Genomic DNA, 20,482 nt, shown 5'->3' on the forward strand with positions numbered 1-20,482 from the left:
CCCCTGTTTCCTTTTAGATGTATGATTTTCAGCATTGTGGAAAAATTATACACAACAAGTCAAGTGGAGGCGACAACATGGAACAAGAACATAAAAGAATGGAACAGGCAAAATCGTTATGGCTGGCGGACAGTCAGAAACATTCTTTTCCTGCTGTCAGTGAGGATCTCACAGCAGATGTGATCATTGTCGGCGGCGGTATTACCGGTATCGCAGCGGCGTTTGAAATGACAGAGCGAGGACTAGATGTGATCATCATTGATGCCGATCAATTGCTGCAAGGCACGACCGGACACACAACAGCTAAAATCACCTCACAGCATGATGTATACTACCATGAACTGATTCAACAGATTGGGATGCCAAAAGCACGTTTGTATGTAGAAGCAAATGAGAAAGCAAAAGACCTCATTCAAGCTCGTGTCAAAGAGCACGACATCGATTGTCAGCTAGAGATAAAAGATGCTTACCTTTATACAAAGGAAGAAAGCGGTGTAAAAAAATTAAAGAAGGAATTAGATGCCTACAAACAGCTTGGTATTGACCGTGAATGGAAAACAAAGCTTCCTTTTGATGCTGACATCAAAGCAGCTCTTGCGATGACCAAGCAGGCACAGTTTCATCCCCTTCATTATCTCAATGCACTAATCAGCAAGCTCCTAGAGCGAGGTGTACGTATCTTTGAACAAACAACCGCTGTTGATGTAAAAGAGGGGAACCGGCCTGCTGTCGTCACAAAAAGCGGACATCATCTGACAGGGCGCTATGTCATTTCATGCTCACATTTTCCTTTTTATGATGGGAAAGGACTTTATTTCACCCGAATTCATCCAGAGCAGTCTTATGTCGTAGCAGCTAGAACAACCAAACCACTCCCAGACGGAATGTACTTAGGAATTGACCAGCCTGCTCACTCTTTAAGAACGGCAGAATGGCACGGTGAAGAAGTAGTCCTCATCGGAGGAGAAGGCCATAAAACCGGACAAGGCGGAGATGAATCCGCTCACTATGAAGGACTAGAAACGTTTGGAGACGCCACTCTTGGAATAAAAAAAGTGCTGTATCGCTGGTCGACTCACGATATGGTTACAATGGATCAAATCCCTTACATTGGCCGCCTGACCAAACACCACCAGAATATCTTTGTAGCTACCGGCTTTAGAAAATGGGGCATGACCACAAGCCACGTCGCAGCCACTCTTATCGGTGATTTAATTGAAGGAAAATCGAATCCATACGAATCAATCTTTACACCATCAAGACCTGTTACTGACTCTTTCGTCAAAGATTTCGTTAAAGAAAATGCCAATGTCGCCGCCAAGCTGATCAGTGGTAAATTCAAACAAACTGACCAAACGATCGATGATTTAAAACCAGGCGAGGGCGGCATTATCTCGTATGAGCATAAAAAGTGCGGCGCCTTTAAATCAGAGGATGGGAATGTCTTTCTTGTCGATACAACGTGTACTCACCTAGGTTGTGAAGTGGCTTGGAATAATAGTGACCGCACTTGGGATTGCCCGTGTCACGGTTCACGTTTTTCCATTACTGGAGAAGTAGTAGAAGGCCCTGCTAAGAAACCACTAAAAAGGTCATATATAGAACAGTAAAATTTTACTCGTTTCCCTTTAAAAAATCCAATATTATCCGATAAAAAACATAAAGTCTGATATTTTTGATGATTATGGGGGGACAAACACATTGTTATTTAAAAAAGAACCGAAAAGAAAAAACACTGCTTTTTTCACACAGCAGGATGATGGGATAAAACGAATCAACTTCTCGAACAATACGGACATCGCCAAACAAATCAAAATGATCGACCTGACGCAGCATGACCTATTTATATTAAAGCAGCTCAATCCAATTGTTCAGGATGATATTGCACATATTGTTGATAAGTTTTATAAAAATTTAGAAGTCGAGTCTTCCTTGATGCATATCATTCAAGACAATAGTTCTGTCGATCGTTTGAAAAAAACACTCCGCATTCATATTAGCGAAATGTTTGCAGGTGTGATTGACGAGACCTATGTGGCAAAACGCATTAAAATTGCGCAAGTTCATTTACGAATTGGACTCCAGCCTAAATGGTACATGGCAGCATTCCAAGACCTTCTGCTATCCATTATGGATTTATTCGCTCATCATATCCAAGATTTCAAAGAATATCAGACAGCAGTCAAAGCGACAACGAAAATTTTAAATTTAGAGCAGCAGCTTGTCCTAGATACATTCCAAAATGAATATTCTAAAATTCGTGATGAAGCAGAAGAGCAGCAGCAGGAGCTTCATACAAAAATCACGGAGACTTCAAATTCGCTTGCTTCGCTCTTCTCAAACACAACAAATGCAGTCGACAAGCTTGTCTCAAAATCGGATGAGATGGCGGACATGTCACAAGCTGGAACACAAATTTCAGCACAGGTCGAAGAAAAATCAATCGGCGGTAAAAAAGAATTAGAAATTCAGCAAACACAAATGAATCAAATTGATGGCAGCATGACGAAAATTGAAACAGAAATTAAGCGCCTTGAAGAAATCGCCAAACAAATTGAACAAATCTTTGGGATTGTCACAGGCATTGCAGAGCAGACGAACTTGTTATCTTTAAATGCCTCAATCGAATCTGCACGAGCAGGTGAACATGGAAAAGGCTTTGCTGTCGTTGCAAACGAGGTGCGCAAATTATCAGAGGACACGAAGAAAACGGTTTCAACTGTATCTGAACTCGTCAACAATACCAATTCACAAATCGCCATCGTGTCTCAGCACATTGCAGACGTGAATTTACTTGTGACAGATAGTAAAGAAAAAATGACACAAATCAATTCACTCTTTGATGATATCGTCAGCAGCATGAACTTAAGCAAAAACCAAAACGGAAAAATTGAAATTGACCTTCAGACCTTCCTGAACGAATTGAAAGAAGTCAAACAAACGGTGTCTCAAGTCGCAAGCTCCGTTGAATCCTTAACAAGCCTGACAAATCGCTAATACAGTCTTTTTTCTTCTGTTTTAGTATAATAGAAGAAAAGGTAGAAAAGGCGGGATTTGATTGACAACAATTTGCCTAGTCAGACACGGGGAAACAGATTGGAATGCAGCGAAACGAATTCAAGGACGAACAGACATCCCTTTAAACGACACAGGTAAATGGCAGGCTGAACAAACTGGACTTTACTTAAAGGATGTCCATTGGGATGTTGTCATTTCCAGTCCACTCATAAGGGCAAAAGAAACGGCACACTTGATTTTAAATCATGTCCATGCCCCACTTGTCATCATGGATGATTTCATTGAACGAGATTACGGTGACGCTGAAGGCATGTCGTTTGAGGAGCGGCAAAAGCTGTTTCCAGATAAACGGTATCCAAATATGGAACCACTAGAGACGATTCAAAACCGAATGTTAGAAGGAATTGAGAAAGTCAGAGCAGCCTATCCAGATCAGCATGTCCTGATCGTGGCTCACGGTGCTGCTATCCATGCTTTACTCACTACTTTGGCTGATGAACATATGGGTCTACAGAACACGAGACTTGTCAATGCTTGCTTAAATTATGTGGAATGGACAGATGGTAAATGGAAGGTCCGTGATTACAACGTGGTCAGCCATTTAACTCAATCCGCCCCTTCTTAAAGAGCCTGTTATCTTAGCAGGTTCTTTTTTTCATGACAAAAACAATGATAAAATAATATTTTTTTATATCGAAATTCGAAATAGATGCTAGACGATTCTACCTATTTTATGGCATTTCGGGTATCGAATATTTAACCGAAAATGGATCATGAGAAAAAAAGCACACTCCCTTTTTAATAGTTCATCGCTGAAATGATAGAATAAACATATTTTACCACCAGTTCCAAGTGACTTAATTCCCCAATTTTCGCTAGGACTTTCACAAAAATTCGGGTCTACTCTTATTTGCCTACTTCCCTTAAACTGAATATACAGAATAATCAAACGGATCATTCTATTAGACTACGGATGATTATTCTGAAATAAGAAAAAAGGGATGTGGAATGTGCGTGAAAAAGAAAAATGTGATGACAAGTGTTTTATTGGCTGTCCCTCTTCTGTTTTCAGCAGGGTTTGGAGGATCCATGGCAAATGCCGAGACGGTCTCCAAAACAGATAGTGAAAAAAGCTATATTGTTGGTTTTAAAGCCTCTGCCACCACAAACAGCTCTAAGAAACAAGCTGTCATTCAAAATGGTGGAAAACTAGAAAAACAATACCGCCTCATTAATGCTGCACAAGTGAAAATGTCCGAACAAGCCGCCAAAAAACTTGAACATGACCCTAGCATTGCTTACGTAGAAGAAGACCATAAAGCAGAAGCATATGCACAAACCGTCCCTTATGGAATCCCTCAAATCAAAGCTCCAGCTGTACACGCTCAAGGTTATAAAGGTGCTAATGTCAAAGTAGCTGTCCTTGATACTGGAATCCACGCTGCACACCCTGACTTAAATGTTGCAGGCGGTGCGAGCTTCGTCCCTTCAGAGCCAAATGCCACCCAAGACTTTCAATCACACGGAACTCACGTAGCTGGAACCATCGCTGCCCTTGATAACACAATTGGTGTTCTTGGGGTCGCTCCAAGCGCTTCCCTATATGCTGTGAAAGTATTAGACCGTTATGGTGACGGACAATACAGCTGGATCATTAGCGGTATTGAGTGGGCTGTAGCCAATAACATGGATGTCATCAACATGAGCTTAGGCGGAGCAAGCGGTTCAACAGCGCTTAAAAATGCTGTTGATACAGCAAATAACCGTGGAGTCGTTGTTGTTGCCGCCGCAGGTAATTCAGGCTCTAGTGGCTCTAGAAGTACAGTTGGCTATCCAGCAAAATACGAGTCTACAATTGCTGTTGCCAATGTAAACAGTAACAATGTCAGAAACTCATCTTCTAGCGCAGGTCCTGAATTAGATGTTTCTGCACCTGGTACTTCTATTTTAAGTACAGTGCCAAGCAGTGGATACACTTCTTATACTGGAACATCTATGGCGTCTCCTCATGTAGCAGGAGCAGCAGCGCTTATTCTTTCTAAAAACCCGAACCTAACAAATTCACAGGTTCGCCAGCGCTTAGAAAATACAGCGACACCGCTTGGTGACTCATTCTATTATGGAAAAGGGTTAATCAACGTTCAAGCGGCTTCTAACTAACCAAGTGTGATAAAAAAATCCGGCTGATCCAGCCGGATTTTATTTATTACTGCTTTTTCGGCGTTTTCTCTTTTTCCGCCGCTTTTTCCATATCCATGATTCTCTCCATAATGGTCGGGTGTCCATAGCGGAATATCTTCACTAAAAACGGTGGATTTACCTGAGACAGCCCTGATTTTGCAAGCTTTTGAAAAGACGTTACGCCTGCCTCCCCGTCTTTTGTCATGTTCACTGCATATTCGTCGGCTGCCCGTTCTTGATGCCTTGACACTGCATTTGTAAAAGGTGAAGCTGCAAATGACAGCATCGATACGATGATGAAAAGAAGCGGAAGAGCAGCGATGTCGTGTGACACCTTAAGTCGAAATGAGGCTGCTCCTTTTTGATAAAGATAAAAATAAAGACGGTCGATGGCAAAAAATCCGGCCAGTGACAACACTAAATATCCTGCTAATCCAATATAGACATGTTTCATGACGTAATGTCCCATTTCATGTGCCATGATAAATAAAATTTCGCGGTCTTTCAGCTTTTGCAGTGTTGTGTCCCATAAGACAATGCGCTTATTTTCACCAATTCCTGTGACATAAGCGTTCATCGTGTTCGTTTTCTCAGACATATTGACCTCATATACATGATCTGCCGGAATATGCGCTTTGTCTGCCAGCGTTAATATCTTCTTCTCAAGAGCTTGATCCTTTAGTGGATAAAAATTGTTATATAACGGATCAATGACGACTGGCTGTATAAAGAAGAGAAACAGCGTGACCGGAACTGTCAAACACCACGCATACAGCCACCAGCGCTTTCTTCTTTTTTGAATCAGCCAAAAGAACACAATGGTACAAAGAGCAAGGAGCGGATATTGAATCCAAAAATCCAGCGTTTGATCTTTCAACCAGCTTGCTGTACTTTGTGCAGATACTCCGTAGTGCAAAGACAGCTGATAGCCAATCCATTTAATTGGCAATGAAATGAGCATTGTTAAAAGCGACAGCACAAACACATACACAAGTTTGCTTAAAAACGTGAAACGAGCTGCTGCCAGGCTCCAGTCTGCTATTTTCCGTGAAAACCCTGAAATGAGCAAAAGGAAAAAGACATACCAATCTAATGGGATGGTTATGAAATACAGCAGGTTTCGTATATTCGAGAAACTCTCGCTGATCACAAGCTCATGACTTGTCATAAAAGTATGCGGATCTGCACTTGTCCCTTTTACACTTTCAGGTACTGATGAATCCCCCATTAGAAACAGATACGAATAAATAAAAAGACCGTACAATATGTATGCTACCGTTGCAAGAGCTACCCATTTACGTACTCGCACAGGTCAGCCTCCTTTCCATTCCTCTCTCTATTCTAATCACGCATTTTTTCGTTTAGAACCTGTCTCATGTGGCTCCATCATAGCATGCCCCATCTGAAAAAGCTTTCGCGAAAAAAATGATTATGCGACTCAAAAATCGGAGAAGCTACATGTAAAACAGTGAGTTGGAGGATCAAAATGAAGAAAATCCTTGCAGGAGTTGTGATTTTTGGACTTATATTAATCACCTTCTTTTATGTGTTCAGCCGGACGAGCGAAATCTTTGATGAGAATCGAGCAGAAAAATTGCTGCTCTCACCTGCGAATGAATCCATCTCTTATGAAATAGATGATAAGGACACAGTAGAAGATTTAATTGAAGAATTAAATAAAGGCAAACAAACAAGCAATCATCTCAAGAAAAATTTAAAAAAGCCTGATTATATCGCCAAGGTGATGTTCGGACGAACAAATGGCACCTCCTTTCAGCTTTGGACCAACCGATCACAGGTCGTTTTTTTAGTCGATGGGACGTTTTATGAACTGAATGAAAAACAATCGAAATCTTTTCAGAGACAGTTAAAAGAAGCCATTCAAAAGAGCTAAAATATCTTTTTAGCCCCTTGTCTTCTTTCAGCGTAATAGAACGCCTTGAATGCGAGGATTTGTCTACATGCTAAGGGAGCCTCCTCATCAGAGACTCCCTTTTTTATTTACTTTCTTCTGCTTGATACTTTTCCTTTAGCGCTCTTCTTAAAATTTTACCTGTTGTGTTTTTTGGAATATCATCTATGAAATGGATCGTTTGGGGCTGCTTATATTTCGCTAAATAGCGTGAACAATGTGTGATGATGTCTTCTTGATTAATGTGAGCATGTTTCTTAGGGGAAATGTAACAGACGACTGCCTCTCCTGTGTTTGGGTCTGGCACACCGATAACGACGGCTTCTGCTACAGCTTCATGTTGATAAAGTACTTCTTCTATTTCTCTTGGATAAACATTATAACCGCCAACAAGAATCATATCCTTTTTCCGATCGACAATATAAATATATCCTTCTTCGTCTCTTCTCGCCAAATCACCAGTATACAGCCAGCCGTCTCTTAGTGCAGCTTCGGTATCTTCTGGCATTTGATAATAGCCTTTCATGATGTTTGGCCCTTTTGCTATGAGCTCTCCGACTTCATTAGGACCAACTTCTTCTCCAAGTTCATTCACAATTTTATTCTTCACATTCATAATGTCAGTCCCGACAGAACCCGGCTTTCTTTTTCCATCAAGAGGATTGAATGCAGTCACTGGAGATGCCTCTGATAACCCATAGCCCTCAAGGACCGTCACTCCGAACTTTTCCTCAAATCCATGGAGTAAGGCAACAGGCATTGAGGCACCGCCTGATATACAGATCCTTACGGAAGACATCGCTTCATTATGCCCCTCCTGGCGGTACAAATAGTTATACATGGTAGGAACACCAACAAATAGCGTTGGCTTCTCTTTTTCCATCATGTGCAAAAGCTCTGATGGGCTGAAATGCGGCAAAACATAAATCGTCGCGCCATGCATCAACGGTGCATTCATACAGACTGTTAAACAAAAAACATGGAACATTGGCAAAGCGGCAATGACCTTGTCCTTTTCGTCAATCGATAAATACTCAGCGGTATCTCTGGCATTTGAATAAAGGTTGAGATGAGTGAGCATGGCACCTTTTGGTTTTCCTGTCGTGCCAGATGTAAATAAAATAACTGCGGTATCATCTGGATGAATGGAAGGATGTACGTGTTCATTCGCAGCACCTGACACAAGTTTTCCAAAGAAAACAAGCCGATCAGATACTTCCTTGAAGCTTGATCTGCACGCCGATTCATTTTCTGCACAAATAATGACTTTTTCAATGGACGGAAGCTGTTCATACACCTGCTCGTACACTGGCAGAAGCTGTTCAGGTGCCACAATGCCTTTTACATCGCCTGTGACGAGCATATATCCAATTTCACTAGGTGTGTATGTTGGATTAATAGGTACAACGACTACCCCTGCCTTTAATGCGCCAAAAAAAGAAATGACAAAATGCGGTGAATTCCCTAAAATAAGCGCAATATGATCCCCAGCTTGAAACCCTTCGTTGACTAATCCATCTGCAAAACGCTCGATACTTGTCATCAGCTCTCGATAGGTCCACTTCTTTCCTTCAAAGATCAGTGCGATATTTTCTCCCTTCGTCATCGCCGTCTGCTGAAGATTTTTGATCAAATCCATTCTCCCACCCCTTACGTGTCATCAATGAATGAATGACCATTCATTTTATGGCCAAACATTCCTCCTTTCTATTATAATAGACAATCGAAAAAATCCACAAGATCAAATGTAAATCGCTTTCATTTCCCTCAATCAAAAAAGCACCGCTATCTCTAGCCGTGCCTTCCCGCAATTAATAAATCAAATCAAGAAAATCCTCTTTTGATACGTTACCGAAATAATGGCGCATATCCATATCTTCTAATACGTCGCTAATTGTTTTACGATCATATTGCTGGCCAATGAGTCTCTTTTCAATATCGGCAATATCCCCTACGCCAAAGAAATCACCAAAGATTTTGCAATCCTGAATCATCCCTTTTTTCACTTCTAATCGCAAATCAATGGAGCCTGCAGGGAATCTCTTAGAATGCTGCAAATTAAATTTCGGTGAACGTCCGTAGTTCCATTCCCATTTTTGATAGCGATCTCGGGAAATTTCGTGAATCTTTTCCCAATCCTTTTCAGTCAGGCGATATTGAGGCACGTCCCCATTTGTATCAAAAATGTAGCTTAAAAGAATTTTTCTAAATTCTTCTGTTGTCATTTTTTGATCCATCAGTTCACTAATATTGGCGACCCTGCTTCTAATCGATTTGATGCCTTTTGATTCGATCTTTTCTTTTTTCACATTCAAAGCCGAAACGACATGTTCAATTTCTGAATCAAATAGCAGTGTGCCATGACTGAAAATACGTCCTCTTGTTGCGAACTGGGCATTTCCAGAAATTTTACGTCCATCTGCCATGATGTCATTTCTGCCGCTCAATTCAGCTTTAACGCCTAGCTTTTCAAGCGCTTTGATGACTGGCTCCGTGAACTTTTTAAAGTTATGGAAACTGTCCCCATCATCTTTTGTAATAAAGCTGAAGTTTAAGTTTCCTTTGTCATGGTAAACTGCACCACCGCCGGATAAGCGGCGCACGACTTTAATTCCGTTGTCTTCCACATACTTCGTGTTGATTTCTTCTATTGTATTTTGGTTCTTTCCAATAATAATTGACGGCTGATTGATGTAAAACAGTAAATATGTTTCTTCTGGATCTAAATATTTTAAGCAATATTCTTCAATTGCCAAATTAATCATTGGATCATAATGTTGTTCGTTATCGATAAACAGCATCTCTATCTTCCTTCCTTGTTCCATCTAAGCCCTGAATGGGCAAGCTGTATACTGCCAGTATATAACGCCTGTGCTTCATTGACTAGGTCTTTATGACGACCAAAATGGGGCAGATGAGTGATGATGAGTTCCCCAACATTTGCTTCCTTTGCAATCTTCCCTACTTCCGTACTGTTCATATGTCCTGCACCTGATCCATCTTGTCCAGCGTAAAAATTGCTTTCGGCAATGAGCAGATCTGCCCCTTTGCTAAATGGAATAAATGCGTCCTGATAGCTTGAGTCTGCTGTATACACGACCACAGCATCGTCTGCCTGAATTCTCATCGCATAGCATTCTGCCGGATGAACCGTTTTCAAAAAATCAATTTGAAATGGTCCGAGTTGAATTCCTTCTTCCGGCTGATAGGGCTTTGCCTTTGTATGTACATCATCAGAAAGCCGTCCAAATGCTTCTTGATCACCAGTATGTCCATAGATCGGAAGCGGGCCGCTGCTTTTTCCTAAATGATATCCCACTAGCTTCGCATATTGGAGTGGTCCGATATCTGCAATATGATCGTGGTGATAATGAGAAAGGAGAACAGCATCTAGTTCTTCTATATCAATGTATTGCTGAAGCTTTGAAAGAACACCGCTTCCGCAGTCTACAAGAAGACGAAAGCCATCTGATTCAAAAAGATAGCCTGATGTCGCTTCACCAGCTGCCGGAAACCCTCCATAGCATCCAATCACAGTTAATTTCATCGTCATTTTTCCCTCCTTTTCTAAAATTCCCCTCCTTACAATATACCCATTTTTCATGGAAAAAGCATTCTTCTTGCCTATTGTTACAAAACAGATTGACAATTATTAATCTGTTATAATACAATGATAGCAACAAAACGTATTGGAGGATGACAAATGCTAGGAAAAATCACAGAGTTTTTTAGAAATTTGCCCTCAAAGAAATGCACAAAATGTGGAAATGATTTAATGGAACAGCACGAGTGTTACGGTAATGAATGTGAGGAATGCTCACAAGTAAGTTATCTTAAATAAGGAAATAAATTGAATAAAAAAGCACTTTTTTCCTCCGTCGTCAGTTGGAGTCAAAAGTGCTTTTTATTTTTTCTGAAAAATAGGTAAAAAGGTAAAACCCCCGTCACAAAAGGTTTTTTTAGTATTTTCATATGATGAGTTTTAGTTCTGAAGACACTTTTTATTGACTCAAAACAATGAAGGAGGTTCTAAATGTCTATTTTTTCTAACAATTTTGTATTTTCTTAATATAATTTTATCGTGGACGAACCTCTTTAATTTTAGTTATACTTTAATTCATATATTAAAACTTAATATGATGGGAATATTCCTTTAATGAATATGTTAGGGAGGAAATCTATGAAAAAATTAAAATTTGGATTGGCTACTCAAATCCTAATCGGTCTTATTCTCGGTGTCGTTGTTGGGGCGATCTTTTTCGGTAACCCAGGTGTCGAGACATACTTAAAACCAATTGGAGACTTCTTCTTAAGACTCATCAAGATGATTGTCATACCAATTGTCGTATCCAGCTTAATTTTAGGTGTTGCAGGTGCGGGTGATGGTAAAAAAGTAGGGAAACTTGGTTTTAGAACCATTCTTTATTTTGAAATTATCACAACATTTGCGATTATCCTTGGTCTTGTACTTGCAAACTTTGTACAACCTGGTGCAGGCGTTGACTTTGGAAATACGGAAAAACAAGATATTAGCCAGTATGTTGAAACGGAAAAAGAGCAAAGCAGCAAATCAGTTGCTGATACGTTCCTTCATATCGTTCCAACGAACTTCTTCCAATCGTTGGCGGAAGGTGATTTGCTTGCAATTATTTTCTTCACTGTGCTATTTGCACTTGGTGTTTCAGCCATTGGTGAACGCGGCAAACCAGTGCTCGCCTTCTTCGAAGGTGTATCACATGCCATGTTCCATGTCGTCAATATTGTGATGAAAGCTGCGCCATTTGGTGTATTCGCACTCATTGGTGTGACGGTATCAAAATTTGGTCTTGAATCTCTTATTTCATTAGGTAAGCTTGTAGGTCTTGTTTATTTTGCGCTCGCTCTCTTCCTTATCGTTGTATTCGGAATTATCGGAAAGATGATTGGCGTCAATATTTTCAGATTTCTTGCTTACATGAAAGACGAGATGCTTCTTGCCTTTAGTACATCCAGCTCTGAAACAGTTTTACCAAGAGTCATGGATAAAATGGAGCGCATCGGATGTCCAAAAGGGATTGTTTCGTTTGTTATCCCAATCGGTTATACGTTTAACTTGGACGGCTCCGTCTTGTATCAAGCCATTGCAGCGCTTTTCCTTGCACAGGTATATGGCATTGACCTCACGATCGTCCAGCAGCTTACACTTGTTCTTGTGCTGATGGTAACTTCTAAAGGAATGGCTGCCGTTCCTGGTACTTCATTTGTTGTATTACTCGCAACATTAGGAACAATCGGTGTACCTGCTGAAGGTCTTGCATTTATTGCAGGTGTGGACCGTATCATGGATATGGCGCGGACTGTTGTGAACTTAACAGGTAATGCACTTGCAGCTGTTGTCATGTCTAAATGGGAAGGGCAGTATGACCCTGAAAAAGGACATCGTGTGATGACTGGACAAGATGTACCTGAACCAACACAGCTGTCAAGCTAATCAAAAAGAACCCCTTCTATCGGGGTTCTTTTTTTATGCTGTGATTAATGTTGATTGGACATAGTGGTAAAGGAGATCCGCTGTATGGACAAGTGAATCTTCATGTGTTCTTTCAAAAGCATGAGAGGAATCTATACCAGGACCAATCAGTCCATGAATGATATCATGCCCTGCTCTAATAGCTGCTGATGCATCAGAGCCATAATAAGGGTAAATATCAAGGCGGTAATCAATGTTGTTCTCTTCTGCTAATGCGGCTAAATGTTTGCGTAGTCCATAGTGATAAGGGCCGCTCGAATCTTTTACACAAATCGATACACTGTATTCATCTGTTGATTGACCGTCACCGATCGCGCCCATATCTACAGCGAGATATTCCACCGTTTCTTCAGGAATATTCGAGTTTCCGCCGTAGCCAATCTCTTCATTATTGGAAATTAAGAAATGCGTCGTATGCGGCAATGTGATGTTTTCCTTTTGAATCCGGTGGATGAGCCGCAAAAGCAGCGCCACACTTGCCTTGTCATCAAGATGTCTTGATTTAATAAAACCTGAAGACGTCACTTCCACTCTCGGATCAAATGAGATAAAGTCCCCTACTTGAATGCCAAGTGCTTTGACATCGTCTGCATTTTTCACCTTTTCATCAAGACGAATCTCCATATTTTCTTGGTTTCGTTTCGCTTTTCCAGCATCCGCATAGACGTGAACGGATGTTTGATGCATAAGAATGGTTCCTGTGTATGTATGGCCTGATGCTGTTTCAATTTCACAATATTCGCCTTCAATTGAGTTATATTGAAAGCCTCCAATGAGTGCAAGACGAAGCCGTCCATTTGATTTAATTTCCTTAACCATCGCACCGAGCGTATCGACATGCGCTGTCAGCATGCGGTGTTCCTTGTCATCTGTTCCTTTGATGGTGGCAATTAATCCACCTTTTCGATTTCGTTTTGTCTCAATATTCAAATCTTGTAAAAAGCGTTCAACAAAGCCGATCACTTTTTCTGTATTTCCTGATGGACTTGGGATCGATACGAGCTTTTGAATCAGCTGAACGGTTTCGTTTACTTCAGTTGTCATTCGGCATTTCCTCCTTTGTCTGAAAGCAATTCCTTCCATGTATGCCTTTTTCAGCATCTCTTCTTAAAATATATCGCTTCAGGTTCGAGATGTCTAATTTCAAATAAAAATCCTTCCTCTAAAAAGAGAAAGGATTCATAGATTAAGCTTCGTCCTGTTTCATTTTTCTAACGTTCCAAGCAAAGTATGCTGTTGTTGCCGCCATCATGATGATCGCAACTGTTCCAAGGATCGCTGCCTGGTGCCATAAATAGCTGTTATCACCGCTTGCAATGATCGTTCTAAATCCATTGATTGTATACGTCATTGGAAGCAGACTATGAATGACTTGGAAGAATTTCGGCACAAGCTCAAGCGGGAATGTACCAGCACTTGCTGCGAGCTGAAGAACCAAGATAATAACAGCAATGAAGCGTCCTGGGTTCCCCATAGTTGTCGCCAGCAGCTGAATAATCGCTAAGAATGTCAGACTGACGATGATCGCAAAGAGATAGAAGCGCCAGAGGCTTTCCACTTCAAGGCCAAGCCCAAAGATGAGCATGGAGCTTGCAATGACTGCTTGAAGAATACCGACAAATAGGAGCACGCTATATTTGCTGACAAACCATTCAAATGCATTTCTAGGGCGTCCAGCAGGGTCTTTCATTGGGAATACAACAGTGAGCATGAGAGCCCCTACAAAGAGTCCCATCGATAAAATATAAGGTGTGAGCCCTGTACCATAATTATCGATCTTTTTCGCTGTATCATTTTCTGTTTTCACGGGACTCGCAATCATATTGTAGTTGTCTTGACCCGCATCAATTTCTCCTGTTTCATCAGCGGCGCTTTTTAATTTATCGGACAGCTTACCTGTACCGCTCTTTAAATCTCCCAATCCTTTATCGAGTGATTTTGAACCTTCAGCAAGCTTAGATGTGTTGCTTTGAATATTCGTTGAACCACTTTCCAGCTTATTTAACGCTGCGCTTAGCTGGCTTGAACCATTGGCAAGCTTATCTGCACCGCTTTTCGCTGTATCAAGCTTTCCATTTGCTGTCTGCAGACCATCTTGTAATTGGCCTTGACCTGTTTGGAGCTTCAGTGCACCTTGATACAATTTATTTGTACCAGATGTCATTTGATCAATCGCATTTTGTATCGCGACTGTAGACGTGTACAGCTGTTCCGTTTTCTTTGGCAGCTGTTTCACTTGCTGCAGCTGAGCTTTTGCAGAAGCAACCGCAGATTGAACCTCACTTGCATCAGGCAGTTCCTGCAAAGCCGCTAAGCTTTGTTCAAGTCCAGACAGATCAGGCAATTCGATTTTTGGCAGACTATCAAGCTGATCCATTGCCGCCTTTTTCTCTTCATCTGTCATTGAGCTGTTTTGGATGATGCTTTTTACTTTGGCATCTCGATTCGATAGCGCTTCTTTTAATGAAGCCAGTTTTGTACTAAACGTTTTTGCATCTTTTTTCACCTGATCGAGTTTAGGCGCCATCTTTTCAAGATTCGCTAATTCTGGTGACGACAAGACTTTTTCTACTGCTTCGATTTTTTCTGAAAAAGATTGTGCTTTGTTGTTTAGCTGCTCAATGCCCGCTGTAAATTGCGGCATTTTAGAAGCGAGCTGCTGATGGCCTTCACGGCTTGTGTTTAACCCTTCAGTCAATGTATCAATCCCTGTACCAAGCTCTCCAAATTTCTGATCGATGGTTTGATAGCCTGTTAAGAGCTGGCCAAGACCGCTGTCAAGAGATTGTATTCCTGTGTTCAGTTCACCCATTTTACCAGCAAACTGATGAACACCTTCGCTATAGGTTAACGTTCCTTCAGCCAATTTTGCTAGATTGTCTTTTAATTTGTTACTGCCATCTTTTGCATTTTTTGTTCCGTCATCAATTTTCTTCGCACCATCGCTTGCTTGATCTAAGCCTTTTGCAATCGTTTTGAAGTTATCAAAAATGACCTCAGCATAATTTTTTGTGACTTCCTTTGAAACCGAATCTTTTAATTTGATAATGGCATTATTCGCAATTTGTGACGCCGCATAGTTGGCGCCTGGATTCGTATAATATTTCAGATTCGATTTTTTTGGATGTTTATCAAGGACTGTACTTGCATTTTTCGAGAAATCCTTTGGTATTTCCACGACGAGATAATAATCCTCATTATTTAATCCCTTCACTGCCTTTTCTTGACTATCGACAAAGTTCCATTTGAAATTATCGTTTTTCTTTAATTCCTTCACTAAATCATCGCCGACATGCAGTGTTTTCCCGTCATAATGACTGCCTTCATCCAAGTTGACAACCGCTACAGGCAATTGATCAACTGTACCATATGGATCCCAGTACGCTTTTAAAAATACGCCACTGTAAATCAGCGGAATAAATAAGACAGCTAAAATCGGGATCAGTAGTTTTTTGCTCGTCACAATGTCTTTCCATTGATTCCGAATTAAATTCATTGCTGTTTTCCTCCCATAGATGAATGACTAAATTTAGAATTTGGTCATTTGAACTTAAAAAAAATTATGTTGCTGCTGAAAGTCCTTTGAGTACATAAAGCTCCAGCGACTCGGCCACCTCTTCTTTTGTTAAAGGCTCGTATCGCTTTTCCCAATCAAAAATAAGTGCAATATATAGTTTCACCATCACAAATGCAGTCAATTCAGGATCACATGGCTTAATATCGCCTTTATCAATCGCTTCTTTTACTTTCGTTTTGATATAGCGAATGATCATTTGCTCCATCTTCTCAATCATTTCCTTGACCGCTGACGTGCCAAGCTCCGCATTTTCCTGAAAGATTTTGATTGTGAGCTGGTGGTTTTTTCGAAATTCCAATATTGCAAAGAGTGCTAAGTGAAGGTTTTCAGAGAAACTATTCTCCTCATCTATTGCTTCATCCGCAATTTTTCTCATCTCCATTAAAAGGGACGTGAAAATTTCATCAAACAGCTCTTCTTTGTTTTTGAAAAAGGTATAAATGGTTCCTTTTCCGACGTTGGCAAGCTTCGCCACAAGGTCCATTGTGGTTGCTTTATACCCGAATTGAGTAAATGCCTTCGTGGCCCCATCTAAAATCATTTGTCTCCTATCAACACTCATGATCTCACTCCCAAAATGACTATTTGAACGTTTTGGTCATTAAGTACAGAAAGTAATATACCACATCCTTTTCACCGGATGCAACAACTTTGTTCACTTTTATGATTCACAACTCTTTTTGAATTATTCGAACATGAAAAACTCCCTTTCCTTGATAGAAAAGGGAGCTTGTTTTATGAAAATAGATAAGATACAGCTTCTGAAATAGCGGCTTTTCCTTGATCAATACAATCAGGAATTCCGACACCTTCAAAAGCAGCACCTGTAATATAAACACCAGGGTATGATTGCTTAAACGTTTCTCGCATGTTCGAAATGGCTTTTTGATGACCGACGTGATATTGCGGCATGCTCGTCTTCCAGCGAGTCACTGTCGTCAGTTCTGGATCTGCTTTAATATCCATGATTTTTTTCAAATCCTCCAGCACGATGCTGACGATTTGATGGTCTGACTGCTCGACAATTGATTCGTCGCCAGCCTTCCCTACATATGCACGCAATAGCGTTTTTCCTTTAGGTGCTGTATGCGGCCATTTTTTGTTCGTCCATGTACAGGCTGTGATAGAGAAATCACTGTTTCTTGAGATGACAAAACCAGTGCCGTCGTATTCATTATGAACATCCTCTTCTTTAAAACCGAGTGCAACCGTTGCAACAGAAGTAGATGTCATATCATGCAAGTACTCAAGCCCCGCTTCTTTTGGAAACATGGAATAGATCGATTGATGCGGAGTTGTCACAATGGCTGAATCGGCAAAAAGCGTTTGACCGCTGTCTAAATGCACGCCGTAGCCTCCATCTGTTTTTTCAATCTTCTTCACTTTTGTCCCTTTATAAACCGTTGTCAGCTTGAGCTTGCTTTCTACTGCTTCAACAAGCGCTTGAAGTCCTTGATTGATCGTTTGGAACTGCCCTTGTTTTTTCGCTGTCACTTGCTGCGCTTTCGCATGCTGTTGTGATTTTTTCATCCCAAGAATCAAACTGCGATGCTTCTGTTCTGTTTGATAAAACTGCGGGAAGGTGGACATTAAGCTGAGACGGTCAATGTCACCTGCATAAATGCCTGATAGAAGAGGTTCGATTAAATTCTCAACTACTTCATCACCGACACGTCTTCTAAAAAATTCACCGAGCGACTGATCTTCTGTCTGTTTGCTTTTTGGCAGTACGAAATCCATTGCGGCTCTCGCTTTTCCTGCAACTGAAAAAAGACCGGTTGTGATGAATGGGCTGATTTGAGTTGGAATACCCATGACAGCGCCTTTTGGCATCGGGTGAAGGGTTTCATTGACTAGTACATACGCTTGCCCTGTTTCATTATTGACGAGCTGATCCGCGAGACCTACATCTTTCGCCAGCTGCGGTCCACTAACCTTTCTTTCTAAAAATGAATCAGGTCCGCGTTCAATGATGTAGCCGTCTTTATATAATGTTTGTATTTTTCCACCTAGCCTAGGGCTCGCTTCAATAAGAGATATTTGAATGGGAAGACCTTTTTCTTCGACTTCCTTTTCCAAATAGAAGGCGGCGGCTAAACCAGTGATGCCACCGCCAATGATGACAAGGTGTTTTTGATTGTCATGCATAGGATCGCCTTCTTTTATATAATTACTTGCTTTCGTCAAGCTTCTTTAATACGACAGTTGCCAGAGCATCAATAAATGCTGGTTTCGCATTTGGCATTTCTGGACGATAGTAGGCTGCACCGATTTCATCTGTTACGACTTTACATTCATAATCGTTGTCGTATAACACTTCAAGGTGGTCAGCGACAAACCCAACAGGCACATATACGAACGTTTTATAGCCTTTTTGTTCGAATAGATCCCGTGTTAAGTCTTGAACATCTGGTCCAAGCCATGGATCAGGCGTGTTGCCTTCACTTTGCCAGCCAATTTCATAATGTTCAATTCCTGCACCTTCTGCAATCATTTTGGCAGATTGTGCAAGCTGATCAGGATATGGATCTCCTGCTGCGATAATTTTTTCAGGAAGGCTGTGTGCAGACACAATGAGCACTGCCGATTCTCTTTCCTCTTCACTCATTGATGCATACGTATCCTTCACTTGTTTCACCCAATAGTCCACAAACTTTGGCTCATCGTACCAGCTTTCAACAGACGTAATCTTCAGGTTGCCAAGCTTGTCTGCCTCATCTTGTGCACGCTTGTTATACGATTTCACGCTAAAGGTTGAAAAATGCGGTGCAAGAACAATACTTACTGCTTCTGTGATACCGTCCCGGTGCATCTCTGCAACTGCATCCTCAATGAATGGCTCAATATGTTTTAAACCAATGTAGACATGAAATTCAATGTCGTCTTGGATGTCGTTCAAATGATCACACAAACCATTTGCCTGCTGTTCGGTAATTTTTGATAAAGGAGAAATACCGCCAATTGCCTTGTAGCGATCCTTCAAATCTTGCAGCATCTCTGGCTCCGGCTTTCTGCCTCTACGGATATGTGTATAATAACGCTCAATATCTTCTTCTTTATATGGGGTGCCATATGCCATGACAAGAAGTCCCATTTTCTTTTTCTCCACAACCAACACTCCTTCAGATCAGTAGAAATAGTTTAGATGGATGATTTTTTATGTTTCGCTGAATAATCGTGAATAAAATCTGTCAGCTTCTTTAACGTATCTGGTGAAACATCAGGAAATACCCCATGACCTAAGTTAAAGATAAAGTGATCTGATTTCATTCCTTGATCTAAAATATCTTTTGCTCTTTCTTCAATGACTTCCCAAGGAGCAAGTAAGATGGTTGGATCAAGGTTCCCCTGTAACGTTTTTGTGAGCCCTTCTTTTCTCGCTTCGTCTACACTCATACGCCAATCCAGTCCAACCACATCAAGCGGCAGGTCATGCCAGTCTTTCGCTAGATGGCTTGCACCAACACCATACATAATCATTGGTACGTTTTCAGACTTCAGCTCTGTGAAAATTCGCTGCATGACAGGCTTAATGAATGTCCGGTAATCTGCTGCATTTAGAGCGCCAACCCATGAGTCGAAGATTTGAAATGCACTGATCCCTGCTTTTACCTGCGCGCGTATGTACGTGATCGTCATATCAGCTAATTTGTTCATGAGCAGCATCCAAGCCTCAGGATCACTGTACATCAGCGCCTTTGTTTTATGATAATTTTTAGATGGGCCGCCTTCAATCATATAGCTTGCCATCGTAAATGGTGCGCCAGCAAAACCGATGAGTGGAACATTCAGCTGTTCCTTCGTTAAAAGCTGAATAGTATCAAGCACATATGGCAGGTCTTCTTCAGGATGAAGTTCCCCAAGACGTTCGATATCTGCTTTTGATCGAATGGGTGCATCAATCACAGGTCCAATTCCATTTTTAATTTCAACGTCCACTCCAATAGCCGGAAGCGGGGTCATAATATCTTTATATAAAATAGCGGCATCTACACCATATTGTTCTACAGGAAGTCTTGTTACATAAGCACATAACTCTGGCTGATGCGTAATTTCAAATAGCCCGTATTTTTCTTTCAGGGCACGATATTCAGGCTGTGAGCGTCCTGCCTGTCTCATATACCAAACTGGTACATGGTCTGTTTTTTCCCCTTTACACGCCTTTAAGAACGTGTCATTAAAAACCTTCGTTTTTCCCATTACCTTTCATTCCACCTTTCGCCTTACACTCTCTTTGTATAAGGCTCAAACACTGCTTTTACTATACCGCGTTTTCAAGGAACGG

General features: G+C 41.1%; 17 protein-coding genes. 7 read left to right on the forward strand and 10 right to left on the reverse strand.

The window, feature by feature from the left end; genetic code table 11:
• Window positions 1–77 precede the first annotated feature (77 nt).
• The 4 genes from MHI60_RS02320 to MHI60_RS02335 all read left to right on the forward strand — a co-directional run bounded on the left by MHI60_RS02320 (window position 78) and on the right by MHI60_RS02335 (window position 5,178).
• Window positions 78–1,610 (forward strand): FAD-dependent oxidoreductase, encoded by a 1,533-nt coding sequence (locus MHI60_RS02320; protein WP_144485578.1) that lies wholly within the window; start codon window positions 78–80, stop codon window positions 1,608–1,610.
• Window positions 1,611–1,701: 91 nt separating this feature from the next.
• On the forward strand, window positions 1,702–2,997 hold the full coding sequence (locus tag MHI60_RS02325; protein WP_144485580.1) for a globin-coupled sensor protein: 1,296 nt from the start codon (window positions 1,702–1,704) through the stop codon (window positions 2,995–2,997).
• 61 nt (window positions 2,998–3,058) lie between these two features.
• Window positions 3,059–3,643, forward strand: a complete 585-nt coding sequence (locus tag MHI60_RS02330) for a histidine phosphatase family protein (RefSeq protein WP_111290193.1) — start codon at window positions 3,059–3,061, stop codon at window positions 3,641–3,643.
• 389 nt (window positions 3,644–4,032) lie between these two features.
• Window positions 4,033–5,178, forward strand: coding sequence for a S8 family peptidase (locus tag MHI60_RS02335; RefSeq protein ID WP_186318626.1), 1,146 nt, complete (start codon window positions 4,033–4,035; stop codon window positions 5,176–5,178).
• 46 nt (window positions 5,179–5,224) lie between these two features.
• Here the strand turns inward: MHI60_RS02335 and MHI60_RS02340 are convergent, their stop codons facing one another.
• Window positions 5,225–6,508 carry a M48 family metallopeptidase gene (locus tag MHI60_RS02340; RefSeq protein ID WP_095408135.1) on the reverse strand — a complete coding sequence of 428 codons (1,284 nt, stop codon included), beginning with the start codon at window positions 6,506–6,508 and terminating at the stop codon, window positions 5,225–5,227.
• Between the two features lie 177 nt (window positions 6,509–6,685).
• Between MHI60_RS02340 and MHI60_RS02345 the strand changes: the two genes are divergently transcribed.
• On the forward strand, window positions 6,686–7,093 hold the full coding sequence (locus tag MHI60_RS02345; protein WP_061418589.1) for a hypothetical protein: 408 nt from the start codon (window positions 6,686–6,688) through the stop codon (window positions 7,091–7,093).
• Window positions 7,094–7,196: 103 nt separating this feature from the next.
• On the opposite strand, the gene MHI60_RS02350 is transcribed toward MHI60_RS02345, so the two are convergent.
• The 3 genes from MHI60_RS02350 to MHI60_RS02360 all read right to left on the reverse strand — a co-directional run bounded on the left by MHI60_RS02350 (window position 7,197) and on the right by MHI60_RS02360 (window position 10,658).
• Entirely contained in the window at window positions 7,197–8,750 is a 1,554-nt protein-coding gene (locus MHI60_RS02350) for a fatty acid--CoA ligase family protein (protein ID WP_144470079.1), read from the reverse strand.
• Window positions 8,751–8,922: 172 nt separating this feature from the next.
• Complete coding sequence (locus MHI60_RS02355; RefSeq protein ID WP_024425472.1) at window positions 8,923–9,912, reverse strand: lipoate--protein ligase; 990 nt, start codon at window positions 9,910–9,912, stop codon at window positions 8,923–8,925.
• Between the two features lie 2 nt (window positions 9,913–9,914).
• On the reverse strand, window positions 9,915–10,658 hold the full coding sequence (locus MHI60_RS02360; RefSeq protein ID WP_186437336.1) for an MBL fold metallo-hydrolase: 744 nt from the start codon (window positions 10,656–10,658) through the stop codon (window positions 9,915–9,917).
• 156 nt (window positions 10,659–10,814) lie between these two features.
• Between MHI60_RS02360 and yhfH the strand changes: the two genes are divergently transcribed.
• Together yhfH and MHI60_RS02370 are read left to right on the forward strand one after the other, a co-directional pair.
• A complete protein-coding gene (gene yhfH, locus MHI60_RS02365; protein WP_008359029.1) occupies window positions 10,815–10,952 on the forward strand; it encodes a protein YhfH in 138 nt (45 codons plus the stop codon).
• A 339-nt stretch (window positions 10,953–11,291) separates the two neighbouring features.
• Complete coding sequence (locus MHI60_RS02370; RefSeq protein WP_095408131.1) at window positions 11,292–12,581, forward strand: cation:dicarboxylase symporter family transporter; 1,290 nt, start codon at window positions 11,292–11,294, stop codon at window positions 12,579–12,581.
• A 33-nt stretch (window positions 12,582–12,614) separates the two neighbouring features.
• On the opposite strand, the gene MHI60_RS02375 is transcribed toward MHI60_RS02370, so the two are convergent.
• The 6 genes from MHI60_RS02375 to hemE form a co-directional block, all read right to left on the reverse strand.
• A complete protein-coding gene (locus MHI60_RS02375) occupies window positions 12,615–13,664 on the reverse strand; it encodes a M42 family metallopeptidase (RefSeq protein ID WP_095408130.1) in 1,050 nt (349 codons plus the stop codon).
• A gap of 142 nt (window positions 13,665–13,806) precedes the next feature.
• Window positions 13,807–16,116 carry a YhgE/Pip domain-containing protein gene (locus tag MHI60_RS02380; RefSeq protein ID WP_144470075.1) on the reverse strand — a complete coding sequence of 770 codons (2,310 nt, stop codon included), beginning with the start codon at window positions 16,114–16,116 and terminating at the stop codon, window positions 13,807–13,809.
• 64 nt (window positions 16,117–16,180) lie between these two features.
• Window positions 16,181–16,759: a TetR/AcrR family transcriptional regulator gene (locus MHI60_RS02385; RefSeq protein WP_186318625.1), complete on the reverse strand. Its 579-nt coding sequence runs from the start codon at window positions 16,757–16,759 to the stop codon at window positions 16,181–16,183.
• A gap of 173 nt (window positions 16,760–16,932) precedes the next feature.
• Window positions 16,933–18,345, reverse strand: coding sequence for a protoporphyrinogen oxidase (gene hemY / locus MHI60_RS02390; RefSeq protein ID WP_111290205.1), 1,413 nt, complete (start codon window positions 18,343–18,345; stop codon window positions 16,933–16,935).
• A 22-nt stretch (window positions 18,346–18,367) separates the two neighbouring features.
• Window positions 18,368–19,306, reverse strand: coding sequence for a ferrochelatase (gene hemH, locus MHI60_RS02395; protein ID WP_048238403.1), 939 nt, complete (start codon window positions 19,304–19,306; stop codon window positions 18,368–18,370).
• A 32-nt stretch (window positions 19,307–19,338) separates the two neighbouring features.
• Window positions 19,339–20,397, reverse strand: a complete 1,059-nt coding sequence (hemE, locus tag MHI60_RS02400) for a uroporphyrinogen decarboxylase (protein WP_111290207.1) — start codon at window positions 20,395–20,397, stop codon at window positions 19,339–19,341.
• Between the last annotated feature and the right edge of the window lie 85 nt (window positions 20,398–20,482).

It is taken from the genome of Bacillus sp. FSL K6-3200, assembly GCF_038630485.1.
GTDB lineage: Bacteria > Bacillota > Bacilli > Bacillales > Bacillaceae > Bacillus > Bacillus safensis.